Origin of the sequence: Microbacterium trichothecenolyticum, from assembly GCF_030818955.1 — a bacterium.
Taxonomy (GTDB): Bacteria; Actinomycetota; Actinomycetes; order Actinomycetales; family Microbacteriaceae; genus Microbacterium; species Microbacterium trichothecenolyticum_B.
The window spans coordinates 3,170,903-3,187,190 of record NZ_JAUTBF010000001.1 but is presented as its reverse complement, the minus strand read 5'-3'; the positions used below and the strand labels follow the sequence as shown (position 1 = coordinate 3,187,190).

17 protein-coding genes are annotated in these 16,288 nt (G+C 68.1%); 8 read left to right on the top strand and 9 right to left on the bottom strand.

The features are described 5' to 3' along the window. Positions 1 to 76 precede the first annotated feature (76 nt). The 3 genes from QE412_RS15000 (at position 77) to QE412_RS14995 (ending at position 2,725) form a co-directional block, all read left to right on the top strand. Positions 77 to 1,249, top strand: a complete 1,173-nt coding sequence (locus QE412_RS15000; RefSeq protein ID WP_307485617.1) for an MFS transporter — start codon at positions 77 to 79, stop codon at positions 1,247 to 1,249. A 123-nt stretch (positions 1,250 to 1,372) separates the two neighbouring features. Next, a complete protein-coding gene (locus tag QE412_RS17785; RefSeq protein WP_373426578.1) occupies positions 1,373 to 1,873 on the top strand; it encodes an MBL fold metallo-hydrolase in 501 nt (166 codons plus the stop codon). Then, positions 1,831 to 2,725, top strand: a protein-coding gene (locus QE412_RS14995) for an IS5 family transposase (RefSeq protein ID WP_307485615.1) whose coding sequence is annotated in 2 segments (ribosomal slippage) — positions 1,831 to 2,181 and positions 2,183 to 2,725 — 894 coding nt in all. Because the reading frame shifts where the segments join, the coding sequence is not laid out codon by codon here. Before QE412_RS17785 ends, QE412_RS14995 begins: the two co-directional genes overlap by 43 nt. Here the strand turns inward: QE412_RS14995 and QE412_RS17845 are convergent. Genes QE412_RS17845 through QE412_RS14975 form a run of 5 tightly spaced genes read right to left on the bottom strand, consistent with a single transcriptional unit; the run spans position 2,666 to position 6,909 of the window. Beyond that, positions 2,666 to 2,812 carry a hypothetical protein gene (locus tag QE412_RS17845; RefSeq protein WP_444875327.1) on the bottom strand — a complete coding sequence of 49 codons (147 nt, stop codon included), beginning with the start codon at positions 2,810 to 2,812 and terminating at the stop codon, positions 2,666 to 2,668. The two genes, QE412_RS14995 and QE412_RS17845, sit on opposite strands and share 60 nt — an antisense overlap. Before the next feature lie 17 nt (positions 2,813 to 2,829). Beyond that, positions 2,830 to 4,026, bottom strand: a complete 1,197-nt coding sequence (locus QE412_RS14990; protein WP_307485612.1) for an N-acetylglucosamine-6-phosphate deacetylase — start codon at positions 4,024 to 4,026, stop codon at positions 2,830 to 2,832. Next, complete coding sequence (gene nagB, locus QE412_RS14985) at positions 4,026 to 4,811, bottom strand: glucosamine-6-phosphate deaminase (protein ID WP_307485608.1); 786 nt, start codon at positions 4,809 to 4,811, stop codon at positions 4,026 to 4,028. The genes QE412_RS14990 and nagB overlap by 1 nt, the downstream gene beginning before the upstream one ends. A gap of 46 nt (positions 4,812 to 4,857) precedes the next feature. Continuing rightward, entirely contained in the window at positions 4,858 to 6,417 is a 1,560-nt protein-coding gene (locus QE412_RS14980; protein ID WP_307485604.1) for a PTS transporter subunit EIIC, read from the bottom strand. Between the two features lie 42 nt (positions 6,418 to 6,459). Beyond that, positions 6,460 to 6,909: a PTS sugar transporter subunit IIA gene (locus tag QE412_RS14975; RefSeq protein WP_307485601.1), complete on the bottom strand. Its 450-nt coding sequence runs from the start codon at positions 6,907 to 6,909 to the stop codon at positions 6,460 to 6,462. A 219-nt stretch (positions 6,910 to 7,128) separates the two neighbouring features. On the opposite strand from QE412_RS14975, the gene QE412_RS14970 reads away from it, so the two are divergent. Further along, positions 7,129 to 7,824, top strand: a complete 696-nt coding sequence (locus tag QE412_RS14970) for a GntR family transcriptional regulator (RefSeq protein ID WP_307485598.1) — start codon at positions 7,129 to 7,131, stop codon at positions 7,822 to 7,824. 116 nt (positions 7,825 to 7,940) lie between these two features. Here QE412_RS14970 and QE412_RS14965 read toward each other — a convergent pair whose 3' ends face one another. Together QE412_RS14965 and QE412_RS14960 are read right to left on the bottom strand one after the other, a co-directional pair. Further along, positions 7,941 to 8,993, bottom strand: a complete 1,053-nt coding sequence (locus tag QE412_RS14965; protein WP_307485594.1) for a hypothetical protein — start codon at positions 8,991 to 8,993, stop codon at positions 7,941 to 7,943. Positions 8,994 to 9,164: 171 nt separating this feature from the next. Beyond that, positions 9,165 to 10,139 (bottom strand): TIGR03885 family FMN-dependent LLM class oxidoreductase, encoded by a 975-nt coding sequence (locus tag QE412_RS14960; RefSeq protein ID WP_307485591.1) that lies wholly within the window; start codon positions 10,137 to 10,139, stop codon positions 9,165 to 9,167. A 200-nt stretch (positions 10,140 to 10,339) separates the two neighbouring features. Between QE412_RS14960 and QE412_RS14955 the strand changes: the two genes are divergently transcribed. The 4 genes from QE412_RS14955 to QE412_RS14940 all read left to right on the top strand — a co-directional run bounded on the left by QE412_RS14955 (position 10,340) and on the right by QE412_RS14940 (position 14,331). Further along, positions 10,340 to 11,098, top strand: a complete 759-nt coding sequence (locus tag QE412_RS14955) for a LysM peptidoglycan-binding domain-containing protein (protein WP_307485588.1) — start codon at positions 10,340 to 10,342, stop codon at positions 11,096 to 11,098. A gap of 183 nt (positions 11,099 to 11,281) precedes the next feature. Next, positions 11,282 to 12,823, top strand: coding sequence for a deoxyguanosinetriphosphate triphosphohydrolase family protein (locus QE412_RS14950; RefSeq protein WP_307485582.1), 1,542 nt, complete (start codon positions 11,282 to 11,284; stop codon positions 12,821 to 12,823). A 126-nt stretch (positions 12,824 to 12,949) separates the two neighbouring features. After that, on the top strand, positions 12,950 to 13,363 hold the full coding sequence (locus QE412_RS14945; RefSeq protein WP_307485578.1) for a hypothetical protein: 414 nt from the start codon (positions 12,950 to 12,952) through the stop codon (positions 13,361 to 13,363). 131 nt (positions 13,364 to 13,494) lie between these two features. Next, positions 13,495 to 14,331, top strand: a complete 837-nt coding sequence (locus tag QE412_RS14940; RefSeq protein WP_307485576.1) for a hypothetical protein — start codon at positions 13,495 to 13,497, stop codon at positions 14,329 to 14,331. Here QE412_RS14940 and QE412_RS14935 read toward each other — a convergent pair. Beyond that, the gene (locus tag QE412_RS14935) at positions 14,307 to 14,456 is read right to left on the bottom strand and encodes a hypothetical protein (RefSeq protein ID WP_307485574.1); all 150 of its coding nucleotides are present in this window, start codon (positions 14,454 to 14,456) and stop codon (positions 14,307 to 14,309) included. The genes QE412_RS14940 and QE412_RS14935 overlap by 25 nt on opposite strands. A gap of 81 nt (positions 14,457 to 14,537) precedes the next feature. Next, the gene (xylB, locus tag QE412_RS14930; protein ID WP_307485571.1) at positions 14,538 to 15,929 is read right to left on the bottom strand and encodes a xylulokinase; all 1,392 of its coding nucleotides are present in this window, start codon (positions 15,927 to 15,929) and stop codon (positions 14,538 to 14,540) included. Positions 15,930 to 16,288 lie beyond the last annotated feature (359 nt).

The following is a 16,288-nucleotide window of genomic DNA, read 5'->3' as shown; positions in this document are numbered from 1 at the left end:
ATTATCCGTCTTCTCTTATTCGGACGCGGGTCGCATATTGGCTCTGAGTAGAACGAGACGCAGAGAGGTGAGGATCTTGACCGACCAGACGAATGACCACGGTGCAGGTGTGACCGGCGTGGGGCGTCTTCGAATGATCGGGATGCTGTCGTTCTTCGACCGCTTCGCGACAGCACCGCTTCTTGTGCTCGTCGTGCGAGATCTGGGCGTGCCGCTGTCTGCTGCCGTCCAACTCGTCACTGTGTATGCGCTCACCTATGCCTTCGGCCAGCCCCTCTGGGGGCTTGTCAGCGACCGAACCGGACGCAAGCCGGTGCTTCTGCTCGCGTTGGCCGGCATGGCCGTCGGGAGCGTTGCCAGTACCTTGACACCTGATCTGAGCTCTCTTCTCATCGTCCGTGCCGTGACAGGTCTGTTCGTCGGCGCCCTCTTCCCGACGGTCTTGACGCTGCTGGGGGACCGGTACTCCGGCCCGGAGCGTACCCGGCAGATCTCAAGCCTGCAGAGCTTCACAGCTATCGGCACGACCGCAGCCACTCTGACGGCAGGCGTCATCGGCGTCGTGGCCGGGTGGCGCACCCTGTTTCTGATTGCGGGGATGGGGGCGGTGGCGCTCTTCCTCTTCGCCGGGCGTATCACTGAGCCTTCTCGCGGTGTCGCACCCCGGGCTATCCGGGTGTCCTTCGGCCGCTGGCCTGTCGCTCTCTATCTCGTCGGCATCGTCGAGGGTGGGGTTCTGCTCGGCATCTTCTCCTACATCGTGCCCGCCCTGGAACAGGCCGGAGTGGGCGTCGCCTTGGCCGGGGTTCTCGCATCCGCGTACGGAGTCGGCATCATCGTCGGTGCGATGACGTCGCGGCGAGTGAGCGCCCGTGTCAGCCGCACCTGGAGCATCACCATCGGCAGCGGCCTGCTCGTCGCCGCCTACCTCCTCGCAGCCGCATCGCCCACGTCAATCGGCCTCACCCTCGCGGCGGCGCTCCTCGGCTTGTGCAACTCGCTCTTGCACGCGTCGCTGCAGGGAATCGCGACGGAGCTCACTCCAACATCTCGAGCGACGACGGTATCGCTCTTCGTCTGCTCAGTGTTTATCGGCAGTGCGCTCGCTGTCGCTGTCACGGCTCAGCAAGCATCCGGGAGTTATCCGACGGTCTTTGTCGAGTCCGCCGGCGCCGGCGTGATCATGGCGATCGCGGCGGTGGCGATCTCGCGAGGATGGACGTCGCGTCATCAGAGCGAGGTCCGATGACCGGGCCGCAGGACGCTCAGGACCGAACTCAAAGCGCGACGCTCTCGCCGCCTTTAACAACCGGATGAAGCACCGTCAGGATTCAACGTAGACCCGACCTTTGATGACGCAGGTGAGTACCCCATCGGCGCCCGCACGCTCACTAAGACCACGGACTCGTTCCTCGATCCCACGCAGATTGGCCAGATCGATGCCGTGCTCCTCTCTCACGATCAACATCCCGACAATCTCAACCGTCTGGGAAGGAAGTACGTGGAAGACTCGACTTCCGTCACGTTGACCACAAGCTTGGCGGCGAGTCGACTTAGCGGGCACTGCCGCGGATTAAGGGTCTGGGAACAGACGAGGGCCGGCGACACAACAGTTACGGCAGTCCCCGCACAACACGGCCCCGATGGGACGGAACACCTCACGGGCCCCGTCATCGGTTTCGTTCTTGAGTCAGTGGACGGGCGGACCGTGTACATCTCGGGCGATAATGCCTCCCTCGCTGCTGTCGAAGACATCGCGGCACGGTTTCCGGTGGTCGACCTAGGTGCGTGTCTCCCAATTGGGTGGGTTGATTCGGTGATGCTGGGGCAGTGTCGCGTTTTCAGTTGCTCTCGGATGCTCAGTGGGACCTGATCGCGGGGTTCTTGCCTGGGCCGACGGGACGAAAAGGTCGCCCCTTCTCGGACGCGCGGACGATGGTCGAGGCGATCGCATACCGCTATCGGACCGGGATCGCGTGGCGGGATCTGCCCGCGGCGTTCGGGCCGTGGCAGACGGCGTGGAAATGGCATCGCCGGATGGCCGGAGGTGGAACCTGGGATCGCGTCCACGCGGCACTACTGGCCCGCGCCGACGCGACCGGCAATGTCGACTGGTCCGTGTCGGTGGACTCCACCATCGCCCGCGCTCATCAGCACGCGACGAACATCACCCGGGTCACGGGGGGCTTCGTCGAACTACAACAATCCGCTGATCGAGCCGCCTGATCATGGCTTCGGTCGCTCCCGCGGCGGACTTTCTACCAAGCTGCACCACCTCGTCGACGGTCGCGGCCTGCCGCTGGTAATCGCTGTGACACCCGGCCAAGCCGGGGACTCACCGATGCTGATCCCGTTACTGGAACAGTTGCGCATCACCCGCCCCATCGGGCGCCCCCGGACCCGACCCGACCGCGTCCGCGGCGACAAAGCGTACTCGTCACGCGCGATACGCCAGCACCTGCGCGACCGCAGCATCCAAGCCGTGATCCCGCAGCCAGCCGATCAGATCGGCCACCGAATCCGACGCGGCTCACACGGCGGACGACCCATCACTTACGACCGCGACGACTACCGAAACCGCAACGTCATCGAACGCCGCTTCGCCACCCTAAAACAATGGCGAGGCCTCGCCACCCGCTACGACAAACTCGCCACCGTCTACCGCTCAGCAGCCGTCTTCAACGCCGTCATCGCCTGGACACGACATTTGGGAGACATGCCCTAGGTGGCTCAGTTCCCTCATGAAAACTGCGTCGAGTCCTGCTCGCGAACCTTCCCGCAGGAGGTCTTCTCGCGTGCAGGGGTATTCCATGGTCTCGAGGAACGTCCTCACTGACTGTGGCTCTTCCGTTCGGGTGCGTTGTCGGTGGGGTCAGATTGACGTTGCACGTTGCGGCCGCGAACCCACACGGACGAGGGGGTCCAGTCGGAACTCCAGTGCACGAGGTCGGCCGCAGCGCCCTCTGCGATGTGCCCGATGTCGCTGCGTCCGAGCGAGCGAGCAGCACTTTCTGTGCAGGCGGAGAGGATCGCGGCGGAGTCCAGTCCTGCGGCGATCATGCGGCGCACTGCCTCGTCAAGCACGACACCAGCACCGGCGATCGTGCCGTCGCGTCGGCGCCCCAGTCCTGTGACGTCGTTGGCGACGGGTTGCCCACCGAAGGAGTGCCACACGCCGGCGTCAAGCCCGGCGGTAACGATCGCGTCGGTCACACCCACCATACGACGGCCTGCCGTTCGCAACACGAGAGAAACGACGCTCGGTGTGAGATGTTGCCCGTCGATGATGGTGCCGACGAAGAAACGATCATCGGTCAGTACTGCGCCGGGCACGCCGGGTTCGCGGGGTTTCAAGGGGCGTTGTGCGTTGAAAACGTGAGTTGTCATGGTGGCGCCGGCGTCCCCTGCCGCGTGTACCTGAGCCGCGGTGGCGTCGGTGTGACCGACCGCGACGATGTAACCCTCCGCGGTCAAGCGGCGAGTCGCTTCGAGGGCACCTGGAAGCTCGGGGGCGAGGGTGACCGTCAGGAGGGATTCTCGAGCAGCGCTCACGCTGAGCAACGCATCGAGGTTTTCGTGCGTCGGCAGTGCCATGCACTCGGCGCGGTGCGCTCCCTTCTTCTCCGGAGAGATGAAGGGTCCTTCCAGGTGCGCGCCCAGCACCCGAGCGACGGGTTGGTCGGCAAACGTACGTTGTGCCTGATCGACACGACAAAGCGCCTGCGTGAGGTCAGGAAGAGGGGCGGTGATGATCGTGGGCTCGACGCTCGTAACCCCGCGACTGGCGAGCCCTGCCAACAGGGTGTGCCATTCCGGCTCGCCAGCGGTTGCGACGTCAACGCCGAACGAGCCGTTCACCTGGAGGTCAATGAGCCCCGCGGTCACAACGCCTTCGTTCGCCTCGTAGTCGACGGTTTCCTCGCCCGTCGCCGGCCGCACGCGGGTGATGACACCCGCGGCAACGTCGATGACGACGGGGCCGACGAACGCGCCGCCAATCAGCGCCTGCCCTGCACGCAGGCGCATCACAGCCCCTGTCCGGCCGGCTTGCCGGCGTAGGTCGACCGGTAGTAGTCGACGAACGAGAGCTGACTTGCGGCGTCCTCATCGACAACGATCGTGGCGTGCGGATGCATCTGCAGTACGGACGCGGGCCACCGAGACGACAACGGGCCTTCGACAGCTTCCCGCACCGCCTGTGCCTTGCCGCGGCCGAAGCCGAGCATGACCGCGTGACGACTGTCCAAGATGGTCCCGAGTCCCTGGGTCAGGCACTGCGTAGGAACTTGACCAATGTCGCCGCCGAAGAACCTTGCGTTGTCTTGACGAGTGCGCGGGGTCAGTGTTTTCAGGCGCGTTCGGCTGGCCAAGCTCGACATCGGCATGTTGAAGGCGAGGTGTCCGTCGGTGCCGATCCCAAGGATCTGCAGGTCAACGCCTCCAGCCTGACCAATGGCCTCCTCATATGCTCCCCCCGCTTCTGTCGGGGGAACGTCAAGGTCGCCGGGGCCGAGGATCGCGTCGGCGGTGAAGTCGACGTGCTGCTCGAGCTCGTTGCGAATGAACTCGCGATACCTTTCGGGATGCCCAACAGGTAGACCCACGTATTCATCGAGCAGGAAGGCCCGTGCGCGCGCGAAGCTGAGCCCTTCTTCGCGGTGGCGCCGGATTAGCTCCTTGTAGACAGGCAGAGGCGTCGAGCCGGTGGCGAGGCCCAGCACGGCGTCGGGGCGTCGTGTCAGCAGGGATGTGTAGATGTCTGCAACGATGCCGGCTGCCTCGTCGGGGCTTTCTACGACAACAACTTCCATCAGTTGCGCCTCCCTCGGGCAGGCTGGTGGGCGGTGGCGCACTGGGTCATCGCAGCACGTCCATGATGTCGTTCTTCAACGACTCCGCCCGCGGGCCGAACACCGCCTGCACGTTGTCACCGACTTCGAGTACCCCGGCGGCGCCCAGCTGCTTGAGGCGGGCGTGGTCGACCAGCTTGGGGTCGGCCACCTCCATGCGAAGGCGCGTGATGCAGGCGTCGACGTGGACGAGGTTCTCTCGTCCACCAAACGCGGCGATCAGCTGCTCAGCGGTGGAGCCGGTGGCGGTGTCGACCGGTGCGACAGCTACCGCAGAGTTGGTGCCCGTCGCGCTCGGCGCGGGGGCAGGATCGTCCTCAGCTGCAACGTCGTGTGCGGGGGCGGACAGATCCTCACGGCCAGGGGTGCGCAGATTCCACTTTTTGATGACGAAGCGGAAGAGCAGATAGTAGACGCCGAAGTAGACGACACCCATCACCAGCAGGAGCCATACATTGCTCGCTGCGGGGGCGGTTCCGTACAGCAGGAAATCGAAAAGACCTGCGGAGAAGGAGAAGCCGAGGTGGATATTGAGTAGGTAGGCCACCGCGAGGGAAATTCCGGTGAGGAGAGCGTGGACGACGTACAGCGGGAAGGCCACGAACATGAAGGCGAACTCGAGGGGTTCGGTCACGCCGGTCAAGAAGGCGGTGAGTCCCGCGGCTCCGAGGATGCCGATCGCGGCCTTACGCTGCGAGGGGTTGGCGAGGTGAATCATTGCCAGCGCCGCGGCAGGAAGGCCGAACATCAGCACCGGGTAGAAGCCGGAGGTGAGCGCTCCTGCGGTGGGGTCGCCTGCGGCGAAGCGCGTTAGCTCGCCGGTCACGGTGCTGCCGTCGCCCTTGGTGTAGGAGCCCTGCAGGAACCACACATAGGAGTTGAGGATGTGGTGCAAGCCGAGAGGAATGAGCATGCGGTTGGCGAAGCCGTAGACGAAGGCGCCGATAGCGCCGGTGCCGCCGATGAAGGCGCCGAGGCCCGTCAGGCCGGTGTTGAAAATCGGGTAGAAGTAGCTGAGACCGAAGCCCACGACCAGGCTCGTCAAGGAGACGATGATCGGCACGAATCGACGTCCAGCGAAGAAGCCCAGGTAAGGCGGCAGCTGGATCGTGTGATAGCGGTCGAACAGCCACGCTGTGAGCAGACCGACGATGATACCGCCGAACACGCTGTAGTTAATCTGCACCTGGTCGCCTGACGCGGTCGCCTGTCCGGCAAGGACTACCGGCGACATCACCTTGAAAACGTTGGCGAGCACGAGGTACCCGACGACCGCAGACAGGGCGGTGGAGCCGTCCGCCTTCTTCGCGAAGCCGATCGCAACACCCACGGCAAACAGCAAGGCGAGGTTGTCGAAGAGCGCTCCACCGGCGGCGCTCATGGCCTGGAAGAAGGGACCAATGACCGGAAGGTCGATCTGGCCGAGCAGATCGGGCTGTCCGAGTCGGAGCAAGATGCCCGCAGCCGGCAGTACGGCAATGGGGAGCATCAGACTCTTGCCGAGTCGTTGCATCTGGGCGAAGCCCGGGACACCGCGGCGGCGCACGGCGGGGGTGGTAGTGGTCATGAGAAGTTCTCTTTCGGCAGTGAAGAAATGGGTCGGGTCGGATCAGACGGTCAGCAGAGGCGTGCCGGGGAGCACGTCGTCTCCCTCAGCAGGAAGAACAACGAGGGTGTCGGCGGGGCGCTCGAGGATGACGACGGGGACGATGCTTGCAAACCCCGCTGCGCGGATTGCCGGAACGTCGTAACTGATGACGGGAGCGCCAGCACTCACAAAGTCGCCCTTGCCCGCAAGGGCTGTGAAGCCCTCACCCTTCAACTGCACCGTGTCGATTCCCAGATGAACGAGAACGCCAAGCTCGTCGTCGCCGACGACGACGAATGCGTGAGGAAAGACTTGCAGCAGCGTCCCGCTGATGGGCGACACGACCTCCACGACGGCGGCCGGAGGCTCAATGGCGATACCGGGGCCCATCGCTCCGACCGCGAACAGTTGGTCGGGGACGGCCGACAGCGAAAGGACACTTCCTGCGAGCGGGGACAGAACTTCAGTCATAACCATTCCCTTGGTAGGCGGCGGGGCAGTGGTACGCACCACTGACAGCCGCCTACATTGGAAGCTAGACGTATCCGCCGCTAGACCCTCGAAGTATGGTCCTTACTGGTACGTACCAGTAGAAAATAGTGACCGGACCTAATCGTGTCAACATGGAAAGTCACCGCCGACATGCCCCGTAATTCGCTAGCCACCACAGCCACCGTGACCTCTGGTCCCGTGCCGAAGCACGCACAACTGCGCGCGATCTTGCTGGCGGACATCGGCACGACCTGGCCTGCCCATGCAGCCATACCGTCTGAGCGCGAGCTGGCGGTCCTGCATGGGGTAAGCCGAGCGACCGTTCGTGAGGCAGTCCGCCAGCTCATGGAGGAGCAGAAGCTCTACACGGTCCACGGCAAGGGCACTTTCGTTGCGGGTGAACGCGTCCAGTCACAGCTGCACCTGGCCTCGTTCACCGAGGACATGCGGCGTAGAGGGATGGTCGCCACAACGCTCGTCCTGGAGGCCGCTCTCGCCGCCCCGCCTCTTGAAGCGCGCGCGGCGCTCGGTCTCAACGAGGGCGAGCGGGGCTGGTCTATCAAGCGCCTTCGCCTCGCCAACGGCACACCGATGGCTCTCGAAACCGGGTGGTACTCGCCCCGCGTTGCGGATGATTTGGGCCAGCATGACCTCACTGGCTCGCTCTATAGCCTGCTCGACGACCGTTATGGGGTCCGCATCGACGCGGCTGAGCAGACAGTGTGGGCCGAGATTGCCAGCGACGACATTTCCGCCTCGCTCCGCATCTCGCCGCACTCGCCAGTCCTTGTTTTCCGACGCACATCTCGTGCGGATGGACAACCGATCGAGTACGTCACCTCGTGGTATCGAGGTGATCGGTATCAAGTGCATATGGATCTCGCCGCGAGCTGATCGGCCGGGTGATGTGGCGCGAAACCGATCGGTTTTGCACCAGGTGCCGAACGTCAGCGCCGCCCCCCGACGCCGAGTGGCGGACGGCCGGCTCGTCACACCCGGGGGTATCGCAGTCAGAAATCCAGCACGCCGTCGATTGCCGTCTCGATCGGCGGGAGCCTGCCCGTGGCGAGGTCTTCCATCAGGTGCACCGACGCGTAGAGCGGCGGCGCGAACCGCCCAGCGGGGTCGAAGACACGGAGCACCCGCCGCAACCGTCCGTCCGTGAAATACGGATGCCGGAAGCTGACCTCCACGCGCGTGTCGGGCCACTCCCCGTGCACATCGACCCTGGGTTCGTGCAGACCACCGACGAGCGGTCCCGACTTCCCGGAAGGATCGGTCCAGTACCGTTCGAGGTCGGCGAACTCGTGGGTCACGGCATCGACCGCGGCCGCGATATCGGCGGCGCGAATGGTCGCCGGCTGCCATGACGCACGCGCGTCGCCGCTCGCGCGCGGGACGCGTTGCGGCAGAAGCGCTCTCATCGTCGCCATCATCTCGGAGTCGTTTACGGGGTGGAGAGAAGAGCCCTGAGTGCGAAGCTCGCCCGGCAGCGCTCCCGAGGGGAGGACGATCTCGGCAGTCGCGTACTCCCACCCCCGTCGCGACCGGCGCGGCGGCTCCGTGTGGACGGCCACACACGCGTCGGAGGTCCCGGCATCGATCACCCACGCGATGCGCCAGTCGACCAGCATCCGGTGCTCCGCGCCGTCGACCGAGCGGATCCGCACGTCGTCCGACAGCCAGGCGTCGGTCCGATCCGGATCGCTCGAGGCCGCCGGATCTCGGAACCACAGACCGTGGACGGTTGCGCCGATCAGTTGAGCGTCACCCAACGACTCAGCGATTCCCAGCGACGCATCCAGGCCGACGTGCACGGCGGCGCTGCGGCCGCGTGCGATCGTCTCGTCGAGGGCCTCTTGCGGGCGGTACACGACCCATACGCCCGTCGAAGTGCACAGCAGTGTCATCCCGGTCGCGCGTGCGCCGAGGTCGAGATCGGGCCACGTGGCCACCCGTTCCGATTCGTCCGGGCAACGCACGAGGGCGATCGGCTCGTCCTCGGCGATCGATATGGTCGCGTTCCCGACGCGCACCCGCTGCCACCCGTACTCCCCCGGCATCCCGTCAGTTTGTCAGGAGTGGGCGTGGGATTCCTCAGCGCACCCCACCTCGCTGCACGGACGGCTTGAGATTGCGGCCCCATCGGGTTCGGCGGTTCAGGGTGGTCCTGCGCCAGGCGCCGGCCCGATCCCGGCCGTGACTGATTCTGGGAGAGGTAGCCGGCGGTCGCTTCACTTATCACTGGCACGTTCGAGCAGCTGCGGCAGCACCTGCTCCCCCATGCGGTCGATGTAGCGGGCCTGGTCTTGCGTCACACCGTGGATGTAGACGCGGGATGCACCGACCGACTCGAAAGCGTGCAGGTGCTCGGCGAGCTCACCGGCATCCGCGGTGCAGAAGACGGCCTCGGCCACAGCGGATTGGCTCACGTGTTCGGCGGCCTGGTCGAAGTGCTCCACGGTGGGCAGATCCCAGCTCAGCGGCGACGGGAAGATGTTCGTGCGCCACTGATCGTGCGCCACGGCGAGCGCCTTGTCGCGGGTGTCCTCCAGGCTGACCTGCGCCTGAATGAACACGTCTCCGCGGCCGCCCGCGTCGCGGTAGGCACCGACCACCCGACGCAGTTGATCGAGGGGCTGCGAGATGGTGATGAGGCCGTCCGCCCACTCCCCCGCCCATTTCGCCGTCGCCTCGGTGATCGCGGCGCCGATCAGCGGCGGCGGGGTGTCCGGGAGCGACCACACGCGGGCGCGATCGACGGTGATCAGACCGTCGTGGGTGACCTCCTCACCCGCGAGCAGGGCGCGGATCACGTCGACACTCTCGCGCAGCCGCGCCTTGCGCGTGTCCTTGTCGGGCCACCGGTCGCCGGTGACGTGCTCGTTGATCGCCTGTCCCGACCCGAGCGCGGCCCAGAAACGGCCGGGGTTCATCTGCTCGAGGGTCGCGATCGCCTGGGCGATGATGACCGGGTGATACCGCTGTCCGGGTGCGTTGACCACCCCGTACGTCAGTGACGTCGCCTCCAACGCAGCACCGAGCCACGACCAGGCGAAGCCGGAGTGCGCCTGCCGCTCGCTCCACGGGGTGAGGTGGTCGCTGCACATCGCCGCGTCGAAGCCCGCCTGCTCGGCGCGCTTGACCGAGGCGAGGAGCTCGCGCGGGGCGATCTGCTCGTGTGAGGCGTGATACCCGTAGATCGTCATCGAAAACTCCCTGCAGCCAGCTGATGCGATACGCCCGTTTGTAGCGGCCCGGTGTTGCATCGACAGTGGCTTGCGGCATCCCGCGAAAAATGCGTGCGAGTACAGCCGCCCGGCGAGGTGCCCTCGACACCGAGCTCGTACGCCCGCGCGATCGTGGTTCGCGGCTTCCCTCAGCAGTGCGATTCGCATACGTTCATCGCATGAACCGAGCCGCAAAGGTCGCCGTGGGCGTGTCCGCTTTCGTCGTGGCCGGCCTGTTCGCGATGGCGATGCCGACGGTGGCGGCCGTGCAGGGGGAACTAGCCTCCTGGCCGGTCTTCGCGCAGGATCCGGAGCCTTCCGAGCAGCCGCGGTCCGGGGCGGGCGTTGACACGGCGGAGACGGTCGACCCGTTGGGTGACGACTACGTGGACGTGGGAAACGGCACGATGATCCCGAGGAACAGTCCGGAGGGTTGCGAGAACCCGGCGTGGCTGCACCTGGGCCGGATGACGGCCAGCGTGGGCGGGGAACTCCTCGACCGCGGCGCACGCGAATTCGCGGCGGGAAGCGCCGGGCTGGATGCGGAGGGCTGGATCGTGACGTACACCGTCGCCGCCGGCGACGCCCTCGACGCGATCGCGGAACGGTTCTGTATCGCGAACGCCCTGACGATCGCCGAGCTCAACCACACCCGCACGATTCACCCCGGCGAGGTTCTGCTGCTGCACCCCGATGAGTCGATCCCGTGGATCCCATACTTCGCCCCCGACGACGCACCCGCCGGCTACCAGCAGATCCCGTATCAGGACGCGGTCGAGGCGATGAGCACTGCTGCGCAGGCGGGCGACGTCGATGCGATGCGCGTGATCTTCCGAAACGACCTGTCCGGGCTGTTCCCGAACCCCGCCGATGCGGACCTCATCGCGAACGCCCTCGACGTCGGCGACCTCCGCATCCTCCGGCAGATGTTCGCCTGACCGTTCGTCGGCTCGGGTGCAGCCCCTACCGGCGGGCACGGACGACCTCACGCAACCCCCCGTCCTCTCGCAGTCCGCTGACCCGGCCGCGTGGCTCCGTACGCTGCGCGTCAACGGGGAACGCGGTGGTCGAATCGGCGCGTTAGCGTGGAGCCACGTCGCCGATGCCGCGAGAGGACCGCTTTGCTCCACCACGAGACCACTCCCCCCGCCGGGGACGCGAGGCCGGCAGTCGACGGAATCATCGGCAACCCGGCATCCCGGATCCACCCCGACCACGACGACGCCCGCGCCGATCCGTGGTCGATCGACCTCGAACGCATCCAGTTCTCGCCGTACTTCTCCCGACTCTCGGCCGTGACGCAGGTGGTCTCGCCCTCGATCGGCGCCGCGCCCGTGCACAACCGCCTGACCCACACGCTCAAGGTCAGCGCGATCGCCCGGGTGGTGGCCCTGCAGCTCAACACGCGTTCACGCGAAGCCGGCGAGGGCGACGTGTGCAACGCCACGGTCGTCGAGGCCGCGGCCTACGCGCACGACCTCGGCCACCCGCCGTTCGGACACCTCGGCGAGTCCACGCTCGACCGCCTCGCGCGCGACGAGCTGGGCCTTGCCGACGGCTTCGAGGGCAACGCGCAGACCTATCGCATCCTCACCGCGCTCGACGTCATCGAGAACGCCCCGCGCGGGCTCAACCTCACCGCCGCCGTGCGCGCGGCCTCGGCGAAGTACCCGTGGGCGCCGTCGGTCGAGGCGGCCGAGGTCGAGCGGATCGGCCCGCCCCGTGGCATCCGCCGCTCCCCCGACGGCGCGTATCGCGTGCACAAGTACTCGGCGTACGACCTCGATCTCGACGACCTCGCCGCCGCCCGCGAGGGGGTGGATGCCGAGCCGCTCCGCCAGAGCATCGAGGGCGCCGTGATGGACCTCGCCGACGACATCGCGTACTCGGTGCACGACGTCGACGACTTCTACCGCGCCGGCATCCTGGATCACGCCCCGATCGCGGCGGAGTTCCGCGGCTGGCTCGACGACGTGCTCGAGTGGCGCGAGCGCGACGACGCCGAAGTGCGCGCCGAACTCATGCCCGGGGCCGGTCTGGAGCGCCTGCGCCGCAAGATGCGCCGCGACGACCCGTGGATCGCCGACGACGAGGCGTTCCTCGCCGCCGTCAGCGACGTGGATGCCGAGATGGTCACCGACCTGCTCGCCCGCCCGTTCGACGGGTCGCTGACGGCCGAGCGCCGGCTCGCGTCGTTCACCGATCGGTGGATCCGCCGGTTCCAGGAGTCGGCGCGGCTGCGTCCGCTCGACACCCCGCGGGCGGGACCGGTCGTGCTGTCGCCGTGGGCCTGGCACCACGTCGAGGTGCTGAAGTTCGTGCACAAACGCTTCGTGCTGAGTCGCCCCGACCTGGCGATCCAGCAGCGCGGCATGAGCCGCATCCTCGCCCGCTCGGTGCGCGCGCTGGGCGAATGGCTCGACGACGACCTCGACCGCGCACGCACCCCGCGGCGCCTGCGCGAGCTCATCGCCCTCGCCCGCGAGCAGTACGCGGCCCTGCCCACCGAGCGTCGCCCCTCGGATGCCGAGACCGAGCGCCTCGCGCGATCCCGCGGAATCGTCGACTACGTGGCATCCCTCACCGACTCGCAGGCGTTCGCGCTCTCGGAGGCGATCTCCGGCCGGGCAGATCGGCTGTGGGCGCTGGGGCAGCGGCTGTAATGGCCTCCACCCGTTTCGGGGCGCGTTCTTCCGTTTGGGGCGGAGAATGCCGCGCCCCAAACGGACATTCGCGCCCCAAACGGGCGACGGCGGGGGAAGACGACCCTGGCGGCGCGGATCGGCGAGGTGCTCGGCATCCCTCACACCGAGATCGACGCGCTGTTCCACGGGCCGGACTGGACGCCCCACCCCGAGTTCGTCGCCGACGTGCGGGCTCTGGTCGCGCAGGATGCGTGGGTGACGGAGTGGCAGTACGCTCCCGCGCGCCCGCTGCTCGCCGCGCGCGCCGACCTGCTCGTCTGGCTCGACCGGCCCTTCGCCACCGTGACCCTGCCGCGCGTGATCGCCCGGACGCTGCGTCGACGCCTCGGTCGCGTGCCGCTGTGGAACGGCAACATCGGCCGCTCCTGCGCACGTTCTTCACCGACCCCGAGCACATCGTGCGGTGGCCGATCTCCGCCCGGCACATCTATCGGGATCGAATCGCCGCGCTGGACGCGGACCTCCCCGTCGTCCACCTACGCAGCACACAGGACGTGAAGAGGTGGCTCGCCGGCCCGCTGGCAGACGCCGCCCGCTGAGCCGCGCCACACCCGCCGTGCGGTCTGTGCCGAGCGGCGGCACCGCGCAACCCCCTCGGCTCCCTGGGATTCTCGGGCTGCCATAAGCGCATGGCCCCGCCCACCGGCATCCCTCCCCTGTCACGTTCCCCGCTCGCCGGCGCGATCGGCAGGCTTCTGAAGAGCGGCTTCGCTCTCGCGCAACGACTGCGCCACCCCCGTCCGATCCACGACAGGGGCGTGGTGCTGAGCGGCGCGATGACGTGGATTCCGGATGCCGAGCCCGCGGGCCTCGCGTTCATCGACGACGCCCCCGCTCGGTCGGTGCCCGTGGTGGCGCGTGTCTCGCGCTCGCTCGGACTGCCCGCGCCCCTGCCTGACATCATCGGGCTGGCGTTGCGATTCGATACAGCGGCGTGGCACGCACATGCCACCTCGACCCCGGCAGACATCGAGCTCGCCTCGACCGGGTGGAACGTGCCCGCGCGCTTCGCCCTGCTCGCACATCGGCGGGTCGAGCGGGCGCGGCTCGGAACGCTGCTGCCGTATCGCGGCGAGCGCGGGCCGGTGCTGCTCGTCGCTCGCACGCGGTCGGGGCGCGCGCCGGCGACCGATCCTCGCGAGCTTCCCGGTGCCGACGACGGCGCCTGGGTGCTGACGCTCGGACACGCGACGGCCCTGGGACCGTGGCATCCGTTCGCGACCCTCGAGCTGCGTGCCGACGCCGATCAGGACGACCGCGGTCTGCGATTCGACGCGGTGCGGCGACCGATTCCGGGAGCGCGAGCATACACGTGGGTGCGGGCCGCGCGGCAGCCGTCGTACGTCGACGTGCAGCAGACGGACGGCCCGGTGCGGATGCCACGGCCGGCCGGCCGACGCCCCCGCTCGGAGGCCGACGCCGACGCGACGACGGGCGATAGTCAGCCGGTCGCCGCCGGAACGTAGCGCGGCAAGGCGTCGACCTCGCCGTCTCGCGTCCACGTCATCCCCTCGGCCTCGACGAGGTCGTCGGCGGCCTCCACGTCGACGTCGCGGTGGAAGGTGGGCGCGTCCAGGCGAATGCGGATCATGACGCGACGCTAGAGCGGGCCGACGGCCGACCGACAGGCGGTTGACGAGGAGCATGGGGCTGTTGGCATCCCCCTCCCGATCTACTCGGCCGCCCGCAGCCCCGCCACCACGTCGTACCGCTCGCGGATCTCGGGTCGGTGATCGGCGTCGACTGCGCGGGTCGTGGCAACCGTCCAGTCGATCGGCCCGCCGGCCAGGACCCCCGCGGCCTGGCGGGCGGCGCCGAGCGCGACGTACTCCCCCGCCGCCGGCACCACGATCTCGGCGTCGAACACCTGCGCCGCGATGCGCGCGACACCCTCGTTCGCCGCCGCGCCGCCGATGAGCAGGATCCGCTGCACGTCGACGCCCTGCGCCTGGATCGCCTCGAGACCGACAGCCAGGCCGCTCAGCATCCCCTCGATCGCCGCCCGCGCGAGATTCGCCCGATTGGTGGATGCCAGCGTCAGGCCCGTCAGCGACGCCTGCGCGTGCGGCAGGTTGGGCGTGCGCTCGCCCTCGAACCACGGCACGAGCACGACGCCCCCGGCGCCGGGCTCGGACTCGAGCGCGAGGGCACCGAGTTCGTCGTGCGAGACGCCGAGGAGCCCGGCGAACGCGTCGAGCACACGGGCGGCGTTGAGGGTGGCCACCAGCGGCAGGAACTTCCCGGTCGCGTCGGCGAACCCGGCGACGGTGCCGGTGGTGTCGCGGGTGGGGGCATCGGCGACGGCGAAGACCGTGCCCGAGGTACCGAGCGAGACGACGACGTCGCCGACCCCGGCGCCGAGGCCGAGCGACGCAGCCGCGTTGTCTCCCGCGCCGGGGCCGACGAGCGCACCGACAGGGAGCGTCCCCGCACTCTCCCACGGTCCGAGCACGCGGGGCAGGACGGCGTCGTGTCCAAGGGCGCGGCGGAACAAGTCGAGGTCGTAGCCGTCGGCTCCCCAGTACGCCGTGCCCGAGGCATCCGATCGGTCGGTGACGAGCTCGTCGAGCACGGCGTTGCCGGGCCCGAACCCGCGCAGGCGCCAGGTGAGCCAGTCGTGCGGCAGAGCAACGGCGGCCACGCGCGCGGCGTCGTCGGGCTCGGCATCCCGCAGCCACCGCAGCTTCGTGCCCGTGAACGACGCGACCGGCACGGCACCGGTGCGCTCGGCGTAGGCGTCGGCTCCGACCTCGGCGATGAGGTCGCGCGCGGCCTGCGCGGAACGGGTGTCGTTCCACAGCAGAGCGTCACGGATCACGGCGCCCTCGGCATCCAGCACGACCATGCCGTGCTGCTGCCCGGCGATCGAGACCGCCGCGACGTCGTCGAGGCCGCCGGCCCGGGCGATGGCATCCTGCAGCGCGCTCCACCACGCTTCGGGGTCGACGGAGGTACCGGCGGGGTGCGACACGCGCCCCTCGCGCATCACTCGCCCGGTCTCGGCGTCGACGACGACGACCTTGCACGACTGCGTCGACGAATCGACTCCCATGACGAGCGCCATGCTCTGCCCTTCTGTCTGTCGCGCCCTCTTCGGCGCGGGTGGTGTCGGTGTTACCCGTTGAGTAGGTGCCGCCTGTGCGGCACCCGCCGGGTCGGGCGGGCCGGGGCCGGGGCCCAGGCCGCGGCCGGGGCCCAGGCCGGGCCGGGCCGGGGCCGGAGTTGAGTGTCCAGGAAACGCCGCGTCTGGTGCTACCTGTGCGGCGTGTCTCGGACACTCAATGAGAGGGATGGCGCGTGTGCCCGCGCCGGCCGGGCCGGGGTTGAGCGTCCAGGAAACGCCGCGTGAGGTGGGACCCGCGCGGCGTGTTTTGGACACTCAACGGGAGGGGTTTCGCGCGTGCCCGCGCGGGTCGGGCGGGG